This is a genomic window from Hydrogenophaga sp. GW823-FHT04C09 (assembly GCF_058796355.1).
In genome coordinates this window covers 18,697-39,119 of the sequence record NZ_JBXAIO010000012.1, presented here as the reverse complement: position 1 = coordinate 39,119, position 20,423 = coordinate 18,697, and the positions used below count along the sequence as shown (strand labels likewise).

Sequence of the window (20,423 nt, the reverse complement as noted above, 5' to 3'; positions counted from 1 at the left end):
GAGGGTGTCAAAACAAAAGCCTGGATGAAGGACATAGGCAGTGCCTATCGAAGCTTCATTCTCCCGTCACGAAAGCTTCAGGTCAGCAGCGCCACGGCCCCGGAGAACGTGAGGAAGGCGGCCGCCGTGGTCACGAGGATGATGCGGGCGATGCGCCCGTTGTCGGCGCCGAAGCGCTCGGCCAGCAGCGAGACGTTGCTCGCGCTGGGCAGCGCGGCCACCAGCACCATCACCACCAGCGTCGGCCACGACAGTGGGGCACCCGCGCGGATGGCCAGCCAGCCCACGGCGAGCACCAGCAGCGGGTGCACGAAGAGCTTCATCAGCGCCACCGGCAGGTAGTCGGCCAGGGGCATGGGGTGGTTGGCCGTCATCTGCGCGCGCGCCAGCACCGCGCCAATGGTGAACAGCGCCACGGGCGAGGCCGAATCGGCCAGCAGCCACACCGTCTGCTCCACCGGCTTGGGCAGGGTGAAGGCCCAGGCCGAGGCCAGGCCGCCGAGCACGATGGCCCAGGGCATGGGGTTGGTGAGCACGCCCTTGAGCGCCTTGCGCGTGGCCTCGGCCACCGCCGAGCGGCCCTGGCCCTGCGCCTCGTCCAGGCGCGAGAGCGCGATGCACAGCGAGCTGGTGATCACCATGTCCACCACCATGGTGAGGATCACGGTGCCCGCCGCCGACGCGCCGAGCAGGGCCACGATCAGCGGCACGCCCATGAAGCCCGAGTTGGGAAAGGCCGCCACCAGCGCGCCCAGGGAGGCGTCGTTCCAGCGGATGCGCGCGTTGCGCGTGAAGGCGATGGTGGCGCCCACCACGATGAGACCGCACAGCAGGTACAGGCCGGCCACCCAGCCGTCGAGCAGCTGCGCGATCGGTGTGGTGGAGCCGAAGCGGTACAGCATGCAGGGCAGCGCGAAGAACAGCACGAAACCGTTGAGCCCGGGAATGGCCTCCAGCGGCAGCATGCGCCGGCGCGCGGCCACGTAGCCGGCGAGCACGAGCGCGAAGAAGGGGAAGGTGACCAGCAGGATGTGCAGCACGGGGCCGATTGTCTCAGGCGCCCGTGGGCGGCCCGCGACACCCCGCCCGGTATGATCCAACGCTCTTTTCCCGCCTTTCCCGACGCCCGCCCGCCTCCCTCCATGTCCCACGGCCTGAACCTCGCGCAACTGGAAGCCGTGAACCACCTGGCGGGGCCCTGCCTGGTGCTCGCGGGCGCGGGCTCGGGCAAGACGCGCGTGATCACGCACAAGATCGGCCGGCTCATCCAGGCCGGCCTGGCGGCCGACCGCATCGCCGCCATCACCTTCACCAACAAGGCCGCCGCCGAAATGCGCGAGCGCGCGGCGCAGCTGGTGGGTCGCGACGCGCGCAAGGTGCTGATCTGCACCTTCCACGCGCTGGGCGTGCGCCTGCTGCGCGACGACGGCGAGGTGCTGGGCTTGAAGAAGCAGTTCTCCATCCTCGACACCGACGACATCACCAGCCTGCTCAAGGACTGCGGCGGCACCACCGACGCGGCCACCGCGCGCGGCTGGCAGTGGGGCATCAGCGCGTGGAAGGGCGCGGGCATGAACGCGGCACAGGCCCTCGCTCAGGCCAAGGACGAAAACGAGCGCGTGATGGCGACCATCATGGCGCGCTACGAAGAGCGCCTGGTGGCCTTCCAGAGCGTGGACTTCGACGACCTCATCACGCTGCCGCTCAAGCTGCTGCGCGAGCACGAAGACGTGCGCGCGCGCTGGCAGAAGAAGATGGGCCACGTGCTGGTGGACGAGTACCAGGACACCAACGCCACGCAGTACGAGCTGCTCAAGCTGCTGGTGGGCGAACGGGCGCGCTTCACCGCCGTGGGCGACGACGACCAGTCCATCTACGGCTGGCGCGGCGCCACGCTGGACAACCTGAAGAAGCTGCCGCACGACTTCCCCGAGCTCAAGGTCATCAAGCTGGAGCAGAACTACCGCTCCACCAGCGCGATCCTTCGCGCGGCGAACAACGTCATCGGCCCCAACCCCAAGCTGTTTCCCAAGACGCTGTGGAGCGACCTGGGCGAGGGCGAGCCGGTGCGCGTGGTCGATGCCGACAACGAGGAACACGAGGCCGAGCGCGCGGTGGCGCGCATCCTGAGCCTGCGCGCGAGCTCGCAGCACAAGGAGTGGCGCGACTTCGCCATCCTCTACCGCGCCAACCACATGGCGCGCCCGTTCGAGCAGTCGCTGCGCCGCGCGCAGGTGCCGTACAAGGTCTCGGGCGGCCAGAGCTTCTTCGACAAGGCCGAGATCCGCGACCTCTGCGCCTGGCTGCGCCTGCTGGTGAACAACAACGACGACCCGGCCTTCCTGCGCTCGGCCACCACGCCCAAGCGCGGCATCGGCCACACCACGCTGCAGCAGCTGGGGGCCTTCGCCACGCAGTACAAGCTGAGTCTGTTCGAGGCGCTGTTCGCCAACTCGCTGGGCACCGCCCTGCCCCCGCGCGCGGTGGCCACGCTGCACGAGTTCGGCCGCGCGGTGAACGACCTAGAGTACCGCGCGCGCCACACCGTGGGCCACGAGGCCGGGCGCGCCTTCCTCACCGAGTGGCTCAAGGACATCGACTACGAGAAGCACCTCTACGACAGCGAGGACAACGAGAAGGTGGCGGCCGCGCGCTGGACCAACGTGATGGACTTCTGCGACTGGGTGGCCGGGCGCTGCGGCGGCAAGCTGGAGGAAGAGGACGGCGTGAAGATCGAGAGCGAGCGCAAGAGCCTGCTCGAGGTGGTGCAGACGATCGCCCTGCTCTCCACGCTGAGCGAGCGCGAGCAGGACCAGAACGTCGTGACGCTCTCGACGCTGCACGCCTCCAAGGGCCTGGAGTGGCCGCACGTGATGCTGGTCGGCGTGAACGAGGGCCTGCTGCCGTTCAAGATGGACGAGGAGCCCGGCCAGAGCGACGCGCAGGCGGCCGACATGGCGCAGCGCCTGCAGGAAGAGCGCCGCCTGATGTACGTGGGCATCACGCGCGCGCAGCGCACGCTGGCGGTGAGCTGGCTCAAACGCCGCAAGAAGGGGCGCGAGAGCGTGCCCGGGCAGGCCAGCCGCTTCATCAAGGAGATGGCGCTGGACCAGGCCACCGTGAAGGAAGACCCACGCGAGAAACTGCGCGCGCTGCGCGCCGAGTTCGCGCAACGCGCCACCGACCAGGCCGCCCAGAAGGCGGCCGACCCCGCCTCATGAAACACCTCTGCCTCGCCGCCGCGTGGGCGCTGCTGGCCGGCGCCGGCCATGCGCAAGCGCCGGCCACACCCCCGACCGTCTGCAGCCAACCCGGCGACATGGCGCCCAGCCAGCTCTACGGCCTGTGGCAGCTGGTGCTCTGGCCGCAGGCGGGGGGCAGCGAGGCCGCGCCCGCCTCCACCGGCGCGCTGCTGTTCGAGCGCCACCCGGAGTACCCGGACAGCGTGCGCGGCAGCCTGAAACGCAGCACCGCCGGCAACGACCGGCAGGCGGTGGTGTCCGGGGACGTCATGGACGGCGAGTTCAACCTCGACGAGTCGGCCGACGGCGTGAGCATGGACGCGGTGTGGGAAGGCCACGTCACCGCCTCGGGCTGTGGCCAGGAACTGCGCGGCATCCGCCGCTCGGCCCAGGGGCGCGGCACACCGGCCGAACCGGCGATGAACTTCGTGCTGAAGAAGGTGCCGGGCTGGCGCTGAGCCACCCCTGCGAGGTCAAGGCCGGGGGTCGACCGGCGGCTGCAGCAGGTGCCGGTTCTCCGGCGCCTGGAAAAAATCCACCAGCACCTGCAGGTCGCGCTTGTTGAACTGCGCGTAGCCCTCGCCGGACTCGATGCGCGAGGACAGCACGGCCACGCCCTCGTCGAAGAAGTGCAGCGACAGCCCGCGATCGAGCACCACGTCGGTGATCTCGCCCTGGGGCGAGACGGCCGCGTCAGGGCTGGAGCGGCGGGCGGCGCGGCGCATCAGAAGCCCAGCGCGTGCGGCAGCCAGGTGGAGATCGCGGGCACGAAGGTGAGCAGCAACAGCACCACGAGGTGGGCCCACAGGAAGGGCGGCAGCTCGCGCGTGAGGGCCATGAGCGGCACCTTGGTCGCCACCGAGGTGACGAACAGCAACCCGCCCACGGGCGGCGTGATCATGCCCAGCGTGAGGTTGACGATGACCACCATCGCGAAGTGGATCGGGTCGATGCCCAGCGCGGCCGCGATCGGCGCCAGGATGGGCACGAGGATGGTGACGCCGGGCAGCGGCTCCATGAAGATGCCGAACAGCAGCAGCAGGATGTTCACCGCGATCAGGAAGGTGACGGGCGAGAGGTCCCAGCCGATGATGGCCTGCGCCAGGTCCTGCGGCACGCCTTCGATGGTGAGCACCCAGGCGAAGGCCGACGAAGCGGCCACCACGAACAGCACCGAGGCGGTGAGCATGGCCGAGCGCGCCGCGATGCCGGGCAGCGCCGACCACTTGAGCGTGCCGTAGACCCACTTGCCGCAGACCAGCGCGTAGAACACCGCGACCACCGAGGCTTCGGTGGGCGTGAAGACGCCGAAGCGGATGCCGACCAGGATGATCACCACCAGGAACAGCGCGGGCACCGCCTTGATGGTGTTCATGAGCATCTCGCGGCCGGTGGGGCGCGGGGCGTCGGAGCGGAAGTCGCGCCGGCGGCAGACCCACCAGTTGACCCAGCTCATGGCGGCCGCGATCAGCAGGCCGGGGATGAAACCGGCGATGAACAGCGCGCCGACGGAGACGTGCTCGTCCTGCAGCGCGTAGATGATCATGATGATCGAGGGCGGGATGATGGGCCCCACGATGGCGGTGCTGGCGGTCAGCGCGGCCGCGTAGGCGCGGTCGTAGCCGGCCTTGTCCATCATGCGCACCATCATCGAGCCCGGGCCGGCGGCGTCCGCCAGGGCCGAGCCCGAGATGCCCGAGAAGATGGTGAGCGACAGCACGTTGGCATAGCCCAGGCCGCCGCGCAGGTGGCCGACGAACTGCGAGGCGAAGCGCAGCAGCACCAGCGTGAGCGCCCCGCCCGACATGATCTCGGCCGCGAGGATGAAGAAGGGCACCGCCATCAGCGGGAAGCTGTCCACGCCGGTGAACATTTCCTTGAAGACGATGATCTGCGGGTACTGCCCGCCCAGGGCCACGGCCAGGGCGGCGGCGATGGCGAGCGAGAACGCCACGGGCACGCCGATCAGCATGAGCACGACGGCGGCGACGAACAGGGTGATGACCATGGTGGGGGTTCCGCGTCAGGGGCTCAGAGCGAGGCGGCCGCCTCGGCGTCCATCTCGGGCGACTCGTGGAAGCGGCCGTCGATCACGTAGCGGCGCACCAGAAAGGCCAGGTGCACCAGCATCAGGATGAAGCCCGCGGGCAAGGCTGCGTAGATCCAGGCGAACGAGATGCCGGTGGCGGGCGTGGTCTGGAACCGCATCACGCTGGTGTAGACAATGGAGAAATACGTCATCGAGACGCAGAAACCGGCGATCAGCAGCACGACGAGCGCGCGCAGCACCCGCGCCAGCGGCGTGGGCACGGCCTGGTGCAGGTTGTCGATGGCCACGTGCCCACCGAAGCGCAGCACCAGCCCGGCGCCGAGGAAGGTGCCCCAGATCATGAGGTGGCGCGCGACCTCTTCGGCCCAGACGATGGAGTCGTTGGTGGTGTAGCGCAGCACGACGTTGGCGAACACGATGACGGACATCGCCGCCAACAGCAGGATCAGCACCCAGCGGTTGACGGCCACCAGGGCGTTCTCGAATCGGTCGATCATGGGGATTTCCTGCAGCGCGCGTGCACAAGCGCACCACCCGGCACGGGGCCGGGCGGTGCGGGGTCAGACGGTCACTTCGCGTTGGCGATGCGGTCGATCAGCTCTTTGCCGTACTTGGAGGCGTACTGCTGGTAGGCGGGCGAGAGGGCCTGCTGGAACGGCGCCTTGTTGGGCACCTCGGTGATCTGCATGCCCTGGGCGCGCAGCTCGTCCACGCCCTTCTTCTCGATGTCGTCGACGAACTGGCGCATGGCCTTCGCGCCGTCCTTGGCGCCCGCGGTCACGGCGGCCTTCTGACTGTCGTTGAGCGAGTCCCAGAACTTGGGCGAGACCAGCAGCATGGCCGGCGAATACACGTGGCCCGTGAGCGCCAGGTGCTTCTGCACCGCCGAGAGCTTGGCCGAGGCGATCACCGAGATCGGGTTCTCCTGGCCGTCGATGGTGCCCTGCTGCAGCGCGCCGGTGACTTCGGGCCAGGCCATGGGCGTGGGCGCGGCGCCCAGCGTGCGGAAGGCGGTGATGTGCACCGGGTTTTCCATCGTGCGGATCTTCAGGCCCTTGAGGTCTTCGGGCTTGGTGATCGGGTGCTTGCCGTTGGTGATGTGGCGGAAACCTTGCTCGCCCCAGGCCAGCGCGACCAGGTTGCGCGACTTGAACTTGCCCAGCAGGTCCTGGCCGATCGGGCCGTCGAGCACGCTGCGTGCGTGGTTGATGTCGCGGAACAGGAAAGGGATGTCGGTCACACCGACTTCGGGCACGAAGTTGCTCAGCGTGCCGGAGGAGACGATGGCCGCTTCCACGGTGCCCAGCTGCAGGCCTTCGAGCAATTCGCGCTCGCCACCCAGGGCGCTGGAGGGGAATTGACGGAACTTGAACTGGCCGTTCGTGGCCTTCTCGAACGACGCGGCCCAGGCGTTGGCGCCGGCACCGTAGTGCGAGTTCGGGGCCAGGGCGTAGCCGATCTTGACTTCGCGGGTCTGGGCATGCGCAGCGGTGCTGATGGCAAGGACTGCGGCGCCCACGGCCAGCAGGCCGGCGCGGCGGGAAATGGACATCATGTTTGTCTCCGATCGTTGTATGCCGGGTATGGCGGTCGCCACTGTATTGAGATGCCGGCATTCGAGCCAATACCGTTTGCAGGCCTCTGTTATATGATTTTCGTATGCCTGACATCCGGCAACTCCGCTATTTCATCGCCGTCGCCGAAGAGCTGAACTTCATGCGCGCGGCCGAGCGCCTGCACATCAGCCAGCCGCCGCTCTCGGTGCAGATCAAGGCGCTGGAGGAAGAACTCGGCGTGCAGCTGTTCGAGCGCACCAACCGGGGCGTGGTCATGACGCCGGCCTCGCAGACCTACTACGTGGAGGTGCGCGCCGTGCTCGCTCGGCTGGAGCACGCGCGCATCCTGGCCCAGCGCAGCGCGCGCGGCGACACCGGCTCGCTGGCGGTGGGCTTCGTGTCCATCGCCAACGTCACCATGCTGCCCCAGGCCCTCAAGCTCTGCCGCGAGCGCTACCCCGGCATCGAGCTGCACCTGTCGGAAGAGACGCTGGACATGCAGGTGCCCAACCTCAAGACCAACAAGATCGACATCGGCATCGCGCCCGGGCCGATCAACGAGCCCGGCCTGTCGTTCCAGCCGCTGTTCGACGAGCGCCTGGTGCTGGCCCTGCCCGACAGCATGAAGGAGGCGCACATGAAAAGCCCCAGCATGAAGCTCTTCAAGCACCAGCCCTTCGTGCTGTTCGGCCGCCCGATGGCGCCCGGCCTGTACGACGCGGTGCAGGACTACTGCGCGCGCGCCGGCTTCACGCCCGAGATCGTGCAGTACGCGCGCCAGATGCAGACCATCATCTCCATCGTGTCCACCGGCCTGTGCATCTCGCTCATTCCGTCCTCGCTCTCGCAGCTGCAGCGCCCGGGCGTGGCCTACGTGGTGCCGAAGGAGCCCAGCCCGATCGTTCGCATGGGCCTGCTCTACCGCACGCAGGACCGCAACCCGGCGGTGAAGAACTTCATCGACATCGCGGCCGAGGCGTCGCGCTCGTGGAAGAAGCGGCGCCCGCCCGCTCTGCGCTGAGACCCGCTCAGACCCCTCGCATGCCGGTGGCGGCGGCGAAGCGCGCCAGCGTCCAGCCGCTGCCAAGCAACAACATGCGCGTGTGCAGCTCGTCCATCACCTCGGGCGCCACCTCCGGCCCGAGGTAGGTCAGGGTCTTGTCCTGCAGGCGCACGCAGCCCAGCTCATGGTCGCGCGCCAGCGAACGCCACAGCGCGTGCGCACCCGGCGACTGGCGCGCGCCGGTCACCAGGCACAGGCCCGCGCCCAGACCCCAGCGGTAGATGGCGCTCGCCAGGCCGCGCCGCTGGTAGGCCTCACCGTAGCTGGAATGGGGCGCGCGCACCACGCGGTCGGCCGCGCGGTTGACTTCGATGAGGCGGTTGAACACCGTGTAGCCCGCCAGCCGGCGGTGCCGGACGTCTTCCACATACACATAGAACTCGCCATCGGCCTCGCGGTAGCGCACCACGAGGTCCGGGTCGTTCAGCGGGATGGCGGGAATGCCATGCAGGCGATCACCGGGCTGGTGGATGCGGTCGTAGATCGAACCGAAGGCGTCCTCCATGGGCTGGCTGGGGCGCTCCACGTCGATGCGCAGCTCCGTGCACCGGCGCCACCACGCGGGTGGCGCGAACGACCAGGAAGGCGGAGGCGAAAGGGTGAGAACCATGGACGGAAAACTCCAGACGTGCAGGCACGGCCGCGCGCGAGCGCGGGCATGGAACGGCCTTGGCGAAGAAGGCCGGGCGGCAGGTGCGTGGAGGGGGGTGGACTCGGACCGCGGGCTAGCCGCGGGCCTCGATGCGCCGGAGGCGTTGACCTGTCACGCTCAGGTCAACGCGAAACGAATGTGCGGCCAGGGGCCCACGGGCATGGCGGCGCGGCCGACGAGGGCATCGGCGATGAAGAACGGGCGCGCGCAGACCCACGCCATCATCGAGATGGCGCGGGCTTGTGTGAAGAGGCACACCCGACATGAAGAAACAAACGCTCCGCTGGACGACTGGTGGTTGTCAACGCGGGGATGTTAGTGGCGCACCCATACCGCACGCGGGAGGTGCGGTATTGCGTTCAGGCAGTTTCCGCGGCGGCCGCCGCGACAGGCACATCGGGCACACCGACCAGCAACTGGCTCAGGTGCGCCGGCACATCGTTGTCGAAGCTCATGAGCGCATCGCTGGGCTGCGCGGCGGCGGCGGCCTGCAGCAGGTCGCGCACGGCCGCCTGCTGCCCTGCGTCGGCCGGGTGACCGAGCCGCGCTTCCACTGCGCAGAGCACCGCCTCCCGCAGCCGCTCGGAGCCGAGCACGTGCCAGGCGTAATCGATCTCGTACCGGTCCACCGCGTTCTTCAGGCTTTCGCCATCCAGCCGGGCCTCATCGGCCACATGCGCCAGCGTGCGGGTCACGAGGCCTTGGGTGAAGCGGCTCAACAGGTCGTCATCGCGCGCAAGCGCCGGGGTCACAACAGGCATCGGATCTCCAGAAGGGGAATGGGCGCTGGCTTCGAGCCGATCGCGTGGAAAGGCCGAGCCCGGAAATGAAAAAGCCCATCGCGAGGGATGGGCTTTTGCGAGATTTGGTGGCCTGGGGCGGAATCGAACCACCGACACGCCTAGCGCCGCCCTATCTCATTGATTTTGTTGGAATTTTTCAAAAAATTTAGGGCTGCAGTGTACCAACCGCATGTACTATGTCAAACAACGATCCGAGCAGGTCATTAACCAACTGCGCTAGGTTTCTACGTGACCTACGCGTTCGGGAACAGCGGCTCCCATTGCACATTGCGCCGGCCATACACAATCTCTCCTCCACCCCACAAAAGAGGCAGAGTGGCCTTGGGAATCGAGTGTCCAAAAGCATGGGTAAGTCCCAGTCCGTGCATCCCGAGACTTGCACGCTGGCGCTTCACCTCTGCCCAAGGCCCCCAGCCTCTCACTTGCCGCATATGCTCTAGATAGTGGTCGAGCAGTTGCCGCCCAACGTCAGCAATAAAAGCCCGGGCGTCATCCACTGCGTTCGCCGGACGGCCGCTACGCACTAGAGCGGTGAAAACATGGGGGCTGAGCTCGCCTGGCTCTGGGCCATTGCTGAGCAAGTCGGCGAATCCTGCCGCGTCTGTGCCCTGCAATCTAGCCAAGAGACTTGGCGTAGCAACCTCGACGGTTTCCTTCGTCCAAACATGAACATTCGTCAGACCACGTTGGTCCAAAAAGCGACGGAGCAGGGCTCTCCCGTAATCGGTTCCTATGCCATAGGCCAGTGTGAGGTCGACAGAATGTAATGTGCTTGGGTCTTTGAGAGGAGTAGTCTTAATCCTTCCACTGGTGGCTCGAAGGCCGAGAAGGCTTTCAACTATGCCAACAGCTTCAGTCCCCGACCACAAACCGTCTTCGTAGACGACTACTCGGCTCGCCCCCCCAATCTCAATTGCCTCAGCGGGAGACGGGTGAATCACCGTTCCGTCATATCGCTTACCAAGCAGGTTTGCAACAATCTCACCACTCTTCGATCCTCCCCGCGGGTCACGATTCACGCAAAGGGCTGCACCATCAGCGCCCTCAAGCGTGTTGAGCATGTTGCCGAGCGCAGCTTGCTCAATCATTCGGGTGTAGCCGAGAATGCTTTCCGCTACCCACTTGTAAGGGCCCAATCGGCAAAATTGTTCAATCCACGCATCTACCTTGCGACGGTCGACCTGGGCATGACCCCAATGGCTGAGGAGCTTTGCGCTAGCCGATCTCAAAGAAAGCCCACATTGGTTGAGGATCCGCTCTAGCGGCGGTGGCCCGCCGCTTCCAGAGGACAGCTTCTCAAGGTCTGCGATTGACTTTGGTAGCTGCTCCAAATTGAAGGCAGTTGCCAATGGCCGAAGCCGCATGGGTCGGGCAGCAGTGTGCGTGAAGCAAACGAGCGGGTGCTCCGTCGCGCCCGGCTTCGGCACTCGAATCCAATCCACCAGCGTGTTTCGCTCAGCATCGAACTGGCCGGCGTGCTCAACGTCGATCGGCAACAGCAGAACAAACTGCTCAAGAACAGCAGGGTGGCAGAACGTCGCAAGCACAGCGCGTACCGCTTGTGCCTTTGACGCTTCACAGACTACAACCAGCGGCCGCATCTCGCTGTCAACGGACGCTGGTACGAGCTGCGTCTTGTAGAAGTCCGGCAGGTATGCGAATTTCCCGAAGCTCCGCCAGGGACATAAGGTCAACTGCTTCGTGAATGAGATTCCTTAGGGAATCAGCCTCTGTCAACCGATGCTCCATGCGGCGAGAGGTCGTGGAGGCAGCACGCGTCGAGCTTCCTACCTGGGCGGCCTTTAAGACCTTCTGGGCAGCTGTAGGCCGGGCAACCAGCACGATTTCGGCGGCGCGTGATTCATCGATGCCGCTTTGCAGCAGCTCTTTGCGTAATAGGCTCGCTACATACTCACTGCGGAAAGACTCCCATGCACGTAGCAGATTGGAATCGACTGTGCCAAGGCGTCGAAGAGCCGCGATCCAAGGTGTGTAGAAGTCCCCTGACTCGGAAAGCGCCACACTGAGAAGAGCGCGTGTCGTTTCGTCCTGCTTCTCCGCAAACTGCTTGGCCAACTCTCGATATTGATCGATAGTGGGACGGTCTAGCTGTCTGCCGCCGTCAGGCAGCGGAGCCGCAGTTCCTAGCGTGTAGATAGCGCCACCAGTGACCGCGACGAGCCTGGAGACTAGCTTCGGATTCGAAAATAGTTTCCAAAGCTCTTGACCTGCCACCTCTCGCGCTCCGTTGTTAGGCGCTGGGCTGAGAACCGGCGTGGGTTCTGCTCTGATCTCAAAAGCGACGTCCGAGCTAGTTTGGTTTGCACTCAGTGCCACCACATCTCGGAGGTATGTATCTGCAATCGCACGCAACCCGCCAAGCTCGCGCAGCGAGCGCGGACGAATTTGAACACTAATGAGTATTCCCAACTGAGCGCCAAGGATCCGTGCGCCTCGTTGTGCGGCGTGCTCTTGCACAGCGCGGGCTATGGCCGCGACTTCAAATTTTGTAAGCGTCTGCACTTGCATCCCCATAAGTACGATCACCTCAAGCAAAGTAGCTTGAGGTGAACTAGTTTCCGGAGTATGCACAATGTGCCCGGCGGCAACACTGCGAAAGGGCAGACACCCTTCACGCGCCCCACCTTACGGTGACCTGTCTTAGATCCACGGGGGCTAGCCTCTTTCAGTCACTCTTGGCCGAGGGGCGCTCAAGAGAAGAAGTTGGCGCAGAAGACAACCACACTATCCGAACGTGATGAATCACGCGCTACTGCTCCAAACGTCCTGGTCGCATCTTGCGATCCACGTCTGTCGGATGTCGAGGAGTATGACTTGACTACGAAGACACGTCAAGCACGGCCGTATGACGCAGTTCACAACTATTCTTCTCTGACGCTCCTGTAGCCCGCCTCTCATCCCGCGTAGGACGGCAGAGACCTCCCGGCACAGGGAAGCCTGTAGCAGAATTTGGGTTGCATATTTGAGAGCTCTCGTTCGATTCGTCAGCTCTTGATCGCCCCCCGTACCCCCGTATTCTTCTTGCATGCGCACAAACACTGTGTTAATATACAGCCCAAAAAAAGCCCCGCGCTGGCGGGGCTTTTGTGAGTTGCCCACTAGTGACACTAGTAGGCCACCGGGCGTAGCCCGGGCAGCTAGCTTTCCAGACTACGGATTAATCCTTGACCCAGAATTTGAAGAATTGCCCCTTCTTTGGATAGATCACTCGTCCATTCTTGCGAATGGAACGGCAGTAAACCCATCGTCCGCCGGCAGCGTTCTCGTTTGTAGTCATCTTAGACCTTTCACGACACGTTGCAGGGTTGTTTTACTTGCCCACAATCCAGAGACCATCTAAACTCACGAGGTCGTTGCTGACTGGTTTGGGAAGCTCGGTTCGACCCTGATTCACCTGACCAAAGGAGCCTGAGAGTGTTAGCGCACTCTTGGGCTTTTTTATGCGGTGCCGTACTCCCACAGTGTGTGGCTGGGCTGAAGTAGCTTCAGCCTTACCAAAGTTTGGATTCTGTAGCGTGCCGACTCTTCGCTAGTACCGCACATCTCCGCGAGATGTGATGGCGATCTTGCGGCGCGAGCTGCTTCCAGAGGCATCATGATTGCGGCCGTAAGTGCTTTAGCCTGCCACTCTGAATCCTCATAAAACGCATGTTGTCCTAACGCTCCGCCACGGAATAGCGTCACGTGGTGCTGAAGTGCAATATGACTCAGCTCATGAACCACGGTGCTGCGGCCATATGCTTGGTTGCCATGAAGCTTGTCGTACACGTCCTCGCGGAGAACAACGACTTTTTGTGCTGGGATAGTGAAAGCGGCACATTCATCGACCTCGTCAACCTCGACGGTGCGGTAAGCGTAGCCTGCCGCAGGGAGTGACCGTTCAAAGATCGAAACGCAGTCGAGCTTGAAGCGCTCCCCAGCGACAAGGGGAAGCCCGGGGCGAAGCATGTCCGCCGTGGTCTCAAGCTTTGCGTAGCTTTGGCCCTTGACCTTCAAGCCGCTCGGGCTTCTGAAGACGCCGTCTTTCACTATCGTGGTCATTCTCAGTCCTGATTCTTTGAGCGGTTGTTGAGCCAGTTCATGATCTCTGGGGTGGGCGTGCTCCCCTCCTGAAGCTTGCGAGCAAAGGCTGCGACAAAGCCTCGCTCGGTAGTCGAAAGATCACTGGTGTCGATGATTTGCTTGGAACGCTCAGCAGCGGAGAGCAGTTCGTTGAGCTGCTCCGGCGAGACCTTGTCTTTAAAAAAGGCAGCGGCAGCGTCGATATGTTTTTGCGCCAGCCGCTTCTCACCGAACTCTATTGAGCTCAAGTACGGCGAGCTGATGTTCATTGCTTCAGCCATTTGTTTAAGCGACAGCCCGTACTTCATCCGAAGTACCCTGGCTGCCTCTCCGAAAGGCGTGAGTTTCATTACTTTCTCCTACTGCCGGGGGAATGTGGTTGACGTTGAGGCTGTGTATGGGATTCATGGTGTTCGCAGTGTCCTTTGCCCGGCAGACTTCATGGTAACGAACTTTTCTAAAAAGTAAAGTATTTTTTTGAAAAGCGATGCTTGTCGCTTTCTTGAAAATTTCAGGCCCGCGCATCATGTTCGTGAGCTTCGCCCCCTGTTCAAAACCGACCGATTAAGGACACCTCTGCATGGCATGTCCATAAGGTAGCTTGACATAGTTATGGACATGTCTGATGATTCGTACATCCATTTTGGACACAAAGGATGTGCACATGAGTCGAGTCTTTGCTTACTGCCGCGTCAGCACTATTGACCAGAACACCGAGAATCAAGCCCAGGAGATCACGCAGGCCGGTTTCAAGGTCGCCCCTCAGAGGATCATTGCGGAGACCGTTTCTGGGTCGGTAATGGCCTCTGAGCGCCCCGGGTTTTCCCGTCTCATGGATCGGCTCGAAGCAGGGGACATTTTGGTTGTCACCAAGCTGGACAGATTGGGACGCAATGCCATGGATGTGCGGGCCACCGTTGAGGCCCTTGGCGTTGCTGGCGTCCGTGTGCATTGCCTCGCGCTTGGAGGGATGGACCTAACCAGTCCTGCCGGAAAAATGACGATGGGCGTGATTGCGGCTGTCGCTGAGTTTGAGCGCGACTTGCTGATTGAACGCACGCAGGTGGGTATGGCCCGTGCCAAAGCCTCAGGAGCCGCCATAGGACGCCCGCGCAGCTTGGATGAGGGTATGGCGGCTGAAGCCCTGAAAATGCTCTCACAGGGCGATTCCGTGGCTGCCGTAGCCCGTGCCCTTGGCACTAGCCGCCAGACCGTCATGCGGGCTAGAGACGCCCAAACCAACGCGGTGTCATATAGTTGATTTTGAATACTTAGGTCTTACAAAATGAGATCGGGATTTGATGCTGGACATATAATGACCATGCAAGTTCGGGTCGGTGGCAGTGATGTGGACTTACCGTTCGTCGGGCTCCGCGTCTCTGTTACGCATACACAGACATAGCCCGCCCTCAATCCCCACCATAACCGCCTGCGGCACCATACCCTGGACCACCCCACGAATGCGATGGGTCTACCCACGGTCAGGCATTGACGCAAAAAAAGACTCCCCATCCCTGACCATTGGGAGAGGCCATGGATACACACTAACGCCTGCGGCAGCCCCAACGCGCGGGCATGCACGCAGTGAGCAATGCATCACATCATCGGATGTCACACATCAATGCATGGTCGATGGCGAGTCACCACATAGAGCAATGACGCCTGCGGCACAAAAGCGCACGCCAACACCAATAGAGGAATCGGATGCGACTGCAACAGTAAACGCATCACGTGTCGCCTGTCTGTGCCGAAAGCGAAGATGCAAGGCAAAGCTGCGGGACTCCAAGCAACGCAGATGGTCCTGGGCACTGCGGCTATCCAATCTATCTCTTTTGGCTGCCTCTTAGTCGCACTTCGGCAAAGAAAAAGGCTGCCCTAGGCAGCCTCTCGATTCGCACATACGAACATGCCGTCACTAGCCAGTGTCTCTAGGGGGCGGAGAGAAGCTTCTTCTTTTGTGCCTCGAATTCGGCGTCGTTCAGGATGCCGCGCTTTCGCAAATCCTCAAGCTTGAGAAGTTCGGCATACGTATCCTTTGATTGCCCCTGTGCCGGTTGTGAAGGCTGTGCCGACGGGACAACCTGAATAACCTGATCCGCTGTCCGTTGCAGCTTCGGACGACCCAACTCATGGTCTCCATCGGAGAGGCACATGAACTGGACCTCTGCTGTCGCATTCACCCCAAAGCTCATGTCGCGCTCATTGGTGTTCACAACCTGCATTTTCTTCCCCTGACTCGCGCAGAACTGCGTTGCCTCACGGAACGCTGCGGCCTTCACCTCCGCGCCAGAGTAACCACCTGGGCTTTTTCCACTACCGCCAACCATGTATGTGTCTTGCCCAATCGGCACGACGCCGGTTGTTGTAGTGCAGGCCACGAGCACAGGCAACAGGAGAGCTGAAAACTTGCGCAAAAGATTCTCCTCAGAAGCAGTTTGAACTTGGCACCTAGAGCGTTGACCCTCTGCGCCTCTTGGGGCCGCAGTCTGCCATAAATCAAACGGATAGTGTGTGTACTGATAGTGTGAGTGCCGGAAGACTCGGGGCATGGTTAAGCCCCATTCCAAAGCACCCACCAAGGAAAAGGCCCAAGTGACCTTTGGTGCGGCGTTGAGGGCCTACCGTGAGGAACAGGGACTGACGCAAGAACGATTGGCCGAGCGGGCCGACCTGCACACGAACTACGTCAGTTCCGTGGAGCGGGGCGAACGCAACCTGTCCTTGCACAACATTGCCAAACTGGCCTATGCACTGGAGATCGATGTGTCTGCCCTAGTGAGCTGCCTGGACAGACATCACTAGGGTCGTGCTGCTATCAGGTTGGTGTCACGCCTTGTGAGGCTAGCCACACACGAGCAATGTCGATGGTTGGAGGCATAGTTAAACTCCACGCGCCAATCACTACATCGAGTGGGAGGAAGGGCTCATGGCCAAAAGAACATCGTCAATTCTTCAAGTGGGTGAGGTGTACTCACGCAACAAACTGAAGGAACTTTTTGCGATTCATGACGCAACGCTGAACAATGGCATCTTTAGACCAAAAGGACATGATTCGGTTTGGCTCTTCGTCACTGAGGAGAAGCAAGAAGACAGAACTCAATACGAAGATCAGCTTAACGGTGACACGTTAAAAATTCAGGGGCAGACGCAAGGCAGGACTGACGACCTGATCCTCCATCACATTGCAAAAGGTCTTGAGCTCCTTCTTTTCCATCGCATTCGAAAAGACAGCTATCCAGAATACGGATTTCGCTACGAAGGTGAGTTTGACCTCCACGCCAGCGAAGGATCAAAGCCAAGGTCTTTTATCCTGAAACGCGCCGCTGGTCAGTTTAAGTATGGCGTCAAGCCAACGTGGCGAATCGTGCTTGACGCAGTCGAGGAACTAGGGGGTGCTGCCAGCATGGCACAGATCAGAGAGGCGGTGCTGAGAAAAACTCCAAGCTTCGCTCGTGGAAACTTTAATCCCGACGTTTCCACATTGAGCGTGAACAGTGCATCTAGGGGGCACTATGGAGTCAACTTCCATGCTCGTCGCACCGACACCGGCAGTCAGTACGACAGGCTTTATCAGAATGGAACGGGGCAAACATCATTTTTTGAACTCTACAACCCGCTGAGGCATGGGGTCTGGGAGTTGTACGACTCCGGGGAAGGCCAGCGGCTCAAAGTTCGGCGGGTCGAAGATCCGGTTGATGTTGAGCTAGCGAAGGCCGAGGAAGTCGCGGCTTCGGTCCATGCGTTTGATCCCACCAATGTGGAAGATGCTAGGGATAGAACGATCGCGTCCATCGTTCGTCGGCGCGGTCAATACGCGTTCAGAAATACGTTGATAACTGAATACGACGGCAAATGTGCAATCACCGGCTGCAGTGTCATCGCGCTCTTAGAGGCAGCTCACATCTCGCCATACAAAGGCGTGCGCACCAACGTAGCTGAGAACGGGCTACTGCTCCGAGCAGACATTCACACCCTCTTTGATCTGCGTCTTCTTTGCATTGATCCCGCAGCAATGACGGTACGCCTACACCCGAACCTTATGGAGTCGGAGTACGCTGATCTCGTGGGCAAAAGAATCAAACAGCCGAAGAGCAGGGGAGCGACCCCCAGCACCGAAGCGCTGGGCTTGCATTCGGCGCAGTGCACTTGGCTCACGCAACCGAGCTAGAGCGATACATGAACTAGCCAAAACGACTCTCGATCCTGTGGACTGACCTTACATTCAGGCAGCAGGTTTGTCGGCGCTCTCCGTCGCGAGACTCGCGATGGCCGGAAACTTCGCGATCTCCTGCGCGAGCACGACGAAGGGCATGCGGCCATAGCTGCGGCCCACTTTATTCCCCCCCGCGTGGCCGGTGATGGCATCCATTACGTCCTCGGCAATACGCGCCTCGCGACACAATGTCTTAAAAGTATGACGAAAGCCATGCGCAGGCGTGGCAGATGCTGAAAGCTTCACTACCTCCGTCAGGTAGCTCGCCCAGCGTTTTCCAAAGTTGGCGCCGAAATAGCCCGCACGGTTCGGCGTGAGCTTCGGGAAAAGTTGCCCCGTGTGCGGCAACGACTTCACATAGTCGAGAAAGCCGCGATGAATCAGATCAGGATGCAAGGGAAGTCGGCGGCGACTGCCTTCGGTTTTCACACTTCGAGCACCATCCTCCCCGTCCTCGGTTTCAAGTACGCTGAGATAAAAATGCTCACCTTCACATTGCAAATCGGCTACAAGGAGTTGGGCAAGCTCCTCACGTCTCGCCCCGGTGTAGTACAGCAGCAGCGGTATCCAATACCAAGCTTTACCGAAATCAGCGCGAGGAGACCTCCATCCTTCTTTCGAAAAAATCGGGCTGGTAAAGATCGCATGCAGCTCTGCCCTGCTGTAGTCCTTGCGCCTCCTGCTTGCAGCCGCTTGCCGAGAGGCAGCCTTTGCCGCGCCCTTGCTCGCGCCACTTGCAAGCACAGCGTTCTCGGTCAAGATCCCAGTGCTCACTCCATGGCTAAGCACCGCCGATAAGGCGCGGAGGTTATTGCGAACAGTGGCGGCAGAGATTCGCGGAAGATTTTCAGCGTCCGCCTTCGCGATGAGTTCGACAACTGTCAGTCCGCGCGTTCCTTCTCCCTTCGCTGGAACCCGCGCAAGCTGCTCGCGGTATGCATTCACCGTCGCCCGAGAAATCTGATCGACTGTCAGATCACCACACAGGCCAATGAAACGCTCCATGCAGGCTCGATAGCTCCGCAGCGTCTTCTTTGTGACGCGGGTATCACCGTCGTCAAGCCGCTTCTTGGCGGCATAGAGATCGAACAAGGCAAGCAGGCCCATGCCCTTCGCCTTACGCACCGTAGACGCTTTGGACGCTTCGTACCCGACAGAGAGGGGGGCATGGGGCGCTAGCTGCGCTTGCGCTGTCCAATTGCCGTCGGCACGGGCAGACGCAATTTCCGTCAACTGCTCATGCTGGAGACGAAATGCGCGAACCAAGGCCACATGCGTCTTCGATCCAACAGGCGGCATGGGGATGCCCTGGGTGCGCAATGCTTGCGCTGCACGGCTAAGCGCCATGCCATCCCAATCCCATTCGTCACCCTGTTGCAAGGACTGACGGACCGTCAGGTACTCCGTATTCCATTCAATGGGCTGCCCTGGGCGCTCGTAGCCCCACTCATCGCCAGGGATGAGAACACGTACAAAATCACCGTCGATCTCCAGCTTGTCCAGCTCGGTGCGAAACCACCGGGCGGCCAGCTGCTGGATGTCCCTTTCCGTGAGCACTTCAGCGCCGGCAAGTTGCGCACGCGCCATCGCGAATGCTTGGTCCGACTTCACCCTCTCCTCTGCATACCGCCGCTTAGCCTCGGCGAGATCGCGCGTCTTGAGCGACCGCTTGTACTCCCGTCCGAGAACGGAGCGCAAAGCCTCCGGCACCTTGCGGCGTATCTGGTACATCCCGGACGCAGCGGAAATAGTCAAAGTCATTGAGAGGCTGCGGCGAGTCGTTTTTCTGCCGGCGATTCTATGGGTCGAAGTTGTCACGGTGTACCTGCTTGGTGTACCAAACCAAGAGATAGGGCGACATCCAGAAACTAAAAAGCCCCTGACTCTGTTAAGAATCAAGGGCTTAGCGTTCTGGTGGCCTGGGGCGGAATCGAACCACCGACACGCGGATTTTCAATCCGCTGCTCTACCAACTGAGCTACCGGGCCTTTGGAAGAAGCGAGATTGTAGCAGCTTCCGGCGCCTGGTTTTTCCGCCATCGGGCGCTCAGAGCGCGTTGCGTTTGCTGCGCGCCAAGTCCACGCCGAGTTGCTTGAGCTTGCGGTACAGGTGGGTGCGCTCCAGGCCCGTCTTTTCGGCCACGCGGGTCATGGAGCCGGACTCTTTGGCGAGGTGGTATTCGAAGTAGGCTTTTTCGAAATCGTCCCGCGCCTCGCGCAGCGGGCCATCGAGGTTGAACGACTGCAGCGACTGCGGGCCCAGGTCCATCATTGCCGGCTCGGGCAAAGCGCTGCCACTGACGGCGGCCTCCACCGCGATGTCGGTCGATGACAGCATGCCACCGCCCATGCGCAGGGCGGACACGACGGGGCCGCTGGGCTTGGCGGGGGCCTTGTTGAGCCCCTGGTCCACCGCCTTGAGCAGCTTGGCCATGGTGATGGGCTTTTCGAGGAAAGCGGTGGCACCGATGCGCGTGGCCTCGACGGCAGTGTCGATGGTGGCGTGGCCGCTCATCATGATCACGGGCATGGAGAGCAGGCCACCGCTGGCCCACTCCTTGAGCAGGGTCACACCGTCCGTGTCGGGCATCCAGATGTCGAGCAACACCAGGTCGGGGCGCAACTGGGCGCGCACAGCGCGGGCCTGTGCGGCGTTTTCAGCGAGTTCGACCGTATGGCCTTCGTCGTTGAGGATCTCCGAGAGCAGGTCTCGAATCCCCAGTTCATCGTCTACGACCAGAATAGTTGCCATGGCGCGGTGT

The 20,423-nt window shown here is 62.2% G+C and carries 20 protein-coding genes and 1 tRNA gene; 6 read left to right on the top strand and 15 right to left on the bottom strand.

Going from position 1 to position 20,423, the window contains the following annotated elements; all coding sequences use genetic code 11:
* Nucleotides 1-77: 77 nt before the first annotated feature.
* On the bottom strand, nt 78-1,040 hold the full coding sequence (locus AC1Q9M_RS24270) for an AEC family transporter (RefSeq protein WP_382162620.1): 963 nt from the start codon (nt 1,038-1,040) through the stop codon (nt 78-80).
* Between the two features lie 102 nt (nt 1,041-1,142).
* Here AC1Q9M_RS24270 and AC1Q9M_RS24265 point away from each other — a divergent pair, with 102 nt between their 5' ends.
* Together AC1Q9M_RS24265 and AC1Q9M_RS24260 are read left to right on the top strand one after the other, a co-directional pair.
* Nucleotides 1,143-3,221 (top strand): ATP-dependent helicase, encoded by a 2,079-nt coding sequence (locus AC1Q9M_RS24265; RefSeq protein ID WP_444688105.1) that lies wholly within the window; start codon nt 1,143-1,145, stop codon nt 3,219-3,221.
* Entirely contained in the window at nt 3,218-3,700 is a 483-nt protein-coding gene (locus tag AC1Q9M_RS24260; protein ID WP_382162625.1) for a hypothetical protein, read from the top strand. The genes AC1Q9M_RS24265 and AC1Q9M_RS24260 overlap by 4 nt, the downstream gene beginning before the upstream one ends.
* Before the next feature lie 15 nt (nt 3,701-3,715).
* Here AC1Q9M_RS24260 and AC1Q9M_RS24255 read toward each other — a convergent pair whose 3' ends face one another.
* The 4 genes from AC1Q9M_RS24255 to AC1Q9M_RS24240 all read right to left on the bottom strand — a co-directional run bounded on the left by AC1Q9M_RS24255 (nt 3,716) and on the right by AC1Q9M_RS24240 (nt 6,844).
* The gene (locus tag AC1Q9M_RS24255; RefSeq protein ID WP_382162628.1) at nt 3,716-3,967 is read right to left on the bottom strand and encodes a hypothetical protein; all 252 of its coding nucleotides are present in this window, start codon (nt 3,965-3,967) and stop codon (nt 3,716-3,718) included.
* Nucleotides 3,967-5,250, bottom strand: coding sequence for a TRAP transporter large permease (locus AC1Q9M_RS24250; protein ID WP_382322962.1), 1,284 nt, complete (start codon nt 5,248-5,250; stop codon nt 3,967-3,969). The genes AC1Q9M_RS24255 and AC1Q9M_RS24250 overlap by 1 nt, the downstream gene beginning before the upstream one ends.
* Nucleotides 5,251-5,273: 23 nt before the next feature.
* Entirely contained in the window at nt 5,274-5,789 is a 516-nt protein-coding gene (locus AC1Q9M_RS24245) for a TRAP transporter small permease (protein ID WP_382162635.1), read from the bottom strand.
* Nucleotides 5,790-5,860: 71 nt separating this feature from the next.
* Nucleotides 5,861-6,844 carry a TRAP transporter substrate-binding protein gene (locus AC1Q9M_RS24240; RefSeq protein WP_382163770.1) on the bottom strand — a complete coding sequence of 328 codons (984 nt, stop codon included), beginning with the start codon at nt 6,842-6,844 and terminating at the stop codon, nt 5,861-5,863.
* A gap of 107 nt (nt 6,845-6,951) precedes the next feature.
* Here AC1Q9M_RS24240 and AC1Q9M_RS24235 point away from each other — a divergent pair, with 107 nt between their 5' ends.
* Nucleotides 6,952-7,869, top strand: coding sequence for a LysR family transcriptional regulator (locus tag AC1Q9M_RS24235; protein WP_382162638.1), 918 nt, complete (start codon nt 6,952-6,954; stop codon nt 7,867-7,869).
* A gap of 7 nt (nt 7,870-7,876) precedes the next feature.
* Here AC1Q9M_RS24235 and AC1Q9M_RS24230 read toward each other — a convergent pair whose 3' ends face one another.
* From AC1Q9M_RS24230 to AC1Q9M_RS24205, 6 genes are all read right to left on the bottom strand, one after another.
* Nucleotides 7,877-8,521 (bottom strand): N-acetyltransferase, encoded by a 645-nt coding sequence (locus AC1Q9M_RS24230; protein ID WP_382322960.1) that lies wholly within the window; start codon nt 8,519-8,521, stop codon nt 7,877-7,879.
* A gap of 401 nt (nt 8,522-8,922) precedes the next feature.
* Nucleotides 8,923-9,324, bottom strand: coding sequence for a hypothetical protein (locus tag AC1Q9M_RS24225; RefSeq protein WP_382322959.1), 402 nt, complete (start codon nt 9,322-9,324; stop codon nt 8,923-8,925).
* A 275-nt stretch (nt 9,325-9,599) separates the two neighbouring features.
* Nucleotides 9,600-10,967 (bottom strand): phosphoribosyltransferase-like protein, encoded by a 1,368-nt coding sequence (locus tag AC1Q9M_RS24220; RefSeq protein ID WP_492436172.1) that lies wholly within the window; start codon nt 10,965-10,967, stop codon nt 9,600-9,602.
* A 7-nt stretch (nt 10,968-10,974) separates the two neighbouring features.
* Nucleotides 10,975-11,895: a hypothetical protein gene (locus tag AC1Q9M_RS24215; RefSeq protein WP_492436170.1), complete on the bottom strand. Its 921-nt coding sequence runs from the start codon at nt 11,893-11,895 to the stop codon at nt 10,975-10,977.
* 930 nt (nt 11,896-12,825) lie between these two features.
* Nucleotides 12,826-13,428: an ImmA/IrrE family metallo-endopeptidase gene (locus AC1Q9M_RS24210; RefSeq protein WP_492436168.1), complete on the bottom strand. Its 603-nt coding sequence runs from the start codon at nt 13,426-13,428 to the stop codon at nt 12,826-12,828.
* 2 nt (nt 13,429-13,430) lie between these two features.
* Complete coding sequence (locus tag AC1Q9M_RS24205; protein ID WP_492436166.1) at nt 13,431-13,799, bottom strand: helix-turn-helix domain-containing protein; 369 nt, start codon at nt 13,797-13,799, stop codon at nt 13,431-13,433.
* A gap of 314 nt (nt 13,800-14,113) precedes the next feature.
* On the opposite strand from AC1Q9M_RS24205, the gene AC1Q9M_RS24200 reads away from it, so the two are divergent.
* The gene (locus AC1Q9M_RS24200) at nt 14,114-14,710 is read left to right on the top strand and encodes a recombinase family protein (protein ID WP_492436164.1); all 597 of its coding nucleotides are present in this window, start codon (nt 14,114-14,116) and stop codon (nt 14,708-14,710) included.
* Nucleotides 14,711-15,377: 667 nt separating this feature from the next.
* Here AC1Q9M_RS24200 and AC1Q9M_RS24195 read toward each other — a convergent pair.
* Complete coding sequence (locus AC1Q9M_RS24195; protein ID WP_492436162.1) at nt 15,378-15,863, bottom strand: SHOCT domain-containing protein; 486 nt, start codon at nt 15,861-15,863, stop codon at nt 15,378-15,380.
* A gap of 133 nt (nt 15,864-15,996) precedes the next feature.
* On the opposite strand from AC1Q9M_RS24195, the gene AC1Q9M_RS24190 reads away from it, so the two are divergent.
* Together AC1Q9M_RS24190 and AC1Q9M_RS24185 are read left to right on the top strand one after the other, a co-directional pair.
* Nucleotides 15,997-16,251, top strand: coding sequence for a helix-turn-helix domain-containing protein (locus tag AC1Q9M_RS24190; protein WP_492436160.1), 255 nt, complete (start codon nt 15,997-15,999; stop codon nt 16,249-16,251).
* Nucleotides 16,252-16,375: 124 nt separating this feature from the next.
* Nucleotides 16,376-17,617, top strand: coding sequence for an HNH endonuclease (locus AC1Q9M_RS24185; protein ID WP_492436158.1), 1,242 nt, complete (start codon nt 16,376-16,378; stop codon nt 17,615-17,617).
* 54 nt (nt 17,618-17,671) lie between these two features.
* Here AC1Q9M_RS24185 and AC1Q9M_RS24180 read toward each other — a convergent pair whose 3' ends face one another.
* The 3 genes from AC1Q9M_RS24180 to AC1Q9M_RS24170 form a co-directional block, all read right to left on the bottom strand.
* Nucleotides 17,672-19,480, bottom strand: coding sequence for a DUF6538 domain-containing protein (locus AC1Q9M_RS24180; RefSeq protein WP_492436156.1), 1,809 nt, complete (start codon nt 19,478-19,480; stop codon nt 17,672-17,674).
* A gap of 94 nt (nt 19,481-19,574) precedes the next feature.
* Nucleotides 19,575-19,650 (bottom strand) — tRNA-Phe (locus AC1Q9M_RS24175).
* Between the two features lie 58 nt (nt 19,651-19,708).
* Complete coding sequence (locus tag AC1Q9M_RS24170) at nt 19,709-20,413, bottom strand: response regulator (protein WP_382322953.1); 705 nt, start codon at nt 20,411-20,413, stop codon at nt 19,709-19,711.
* Between the last annotated feature and the right edge of the window lie 10 nt (nt 20,414-20,423).

What these genes read in the sequence shown, in the direction of transcription:
- AC1Q9M_RS24265 (WP_444688105.1), top strand. Translation starts at nt 1,143, where the DNA reads ATGTCCCACGGCCTGAACCTCGCGCAACTGGAAGCCGTGAACCACCTG.
- AC1Q9M_RS24260 (WP_382162625.1), top strand. Translation starts at nt 3,218, where the DNA reads ATGAAACACCTCTGCCTCGCCGCCGCGTGGGCGCTGCTGGCCGGCGCC.
- AC1Q9M_RS24255 (WP_382162628.1), bottom strand. Translation starts at nt 3,967, where the DNA reads ATGCGCCGCGCCGCCCGCCGCTCCAGCCCTGACGCGGCCGTCTCGCCC.
- AC1Q9M_RS24250 (WP_382322962.1), bottom strand. Translation starts at nt 5,250, where the DNA reads ATGGTCATCACCCTGTTCGTCGCCGCCGTCGTGCTCATGCTGATCGGC.
- AC1Q9M_RS24245 (WP_382162635.1), bottom strand. Translation starts at nt 5,789, where the DNA reads ATGATCGACCGATTCGAGAACGCCCTGGTGGCCGTCAACCGCTGGGTG.
- AC1Q9M_RS24240 (WP_382163770.1), bottom strand. Translation starts at nt 6,844, where the DNA reads ATGTCCATTTCCCGCCGCGCCGGCCTGCTGGCCGTGGGCGCCGCAGTC.
- AC1Q9M_RS24235 (WP_382162638.1), top strand. Translation starts at nt 6,952, where the DNA reads ATGCCTGACATCCGGCAACTCCGCTATTTCATCGCCGTCGCCGAAGAG.
- AC1Q9M_RS24230 (WP_382322960.1), bottom strand. Translation starts at nt 8,521, where the DNA reads ATGGTTCTCACCCTTTCGCCTCCGCCTTCCTGGTCGTTCGCGCCACCC.
- AC1Q9M_RS24225 (WP_382322959.1), bottom strand. Translation starts at nt 9,324, where the DNA reads ATGCCTGTTGTGACCCCGGCGCTTGCGCGCGATGACGACCTGTTGAGC.
- AC1Q9M_RS24220 (WP_492436172.1), bottom strand. Translation starts at nt 10,967, where the DNA reads ATGCGGCCGCTGGTTGTAGTCTGTGAAGCGTCAAAGGCACAAGCGGTA.
- AC1Q9M_RS24215 (WP_492436170.1), bottom strand. Translation starts at nt 11,895, where the DNA reads ATGCAAGTGCAGACGCTTACAAAATTTGAAGTCGCGGCCATAGCCCGC.
- AC1Q9M_RS24210 (WP_492436168.1), bottom strand. Translation starts at nt 13,428, where the DNA reads ATGACCACGATAGTGAAAGACGGCGTCTTCAGAAGCCCGAGCGGCTTG.
- AC1Q9M_RS24205 (WP_492436166.1), bottom strand. Translation starts at nt 13,799, where the DNA reads ATGAAACTCACGCCTTTCGGAGAGGCAGCCAGGGTACTTCGGATGAAG.
- AC1Q9M_RS24200 (WP_492436164.1), top strand. Translation starts at nt 14,114, where the DNA reads ATGAGTCGAGTCTTTGCTTACTGCCGCGTCAGCACTATTGACCAGAAC.
- AC1Q9M_RS24190 (WP_492436160.1), top strand. Translation starts at nt 15,997, where the DNA reads ATGGTTAAGCCCCATTCCAAAGCACCCACCAAGGAAAAGGCCCAAGTG.
- AC1Q9M_RS24185 (WP_492436158.1), top strand. Translation starts at nt 16,376, where the DNA reads ATGGCCAAAAGAACATCGTCAATTCTTCAAGTGGGTGAGGTGTACTCA.
- AC1Q9M_RS24170 (WP_382322953.1), bottom strand. Translation starts at nt 20,413, where the DNA reads ATGGCAACTATTCTGGTCGTAGACGATGAACTGGGGATTCGAGACCTG.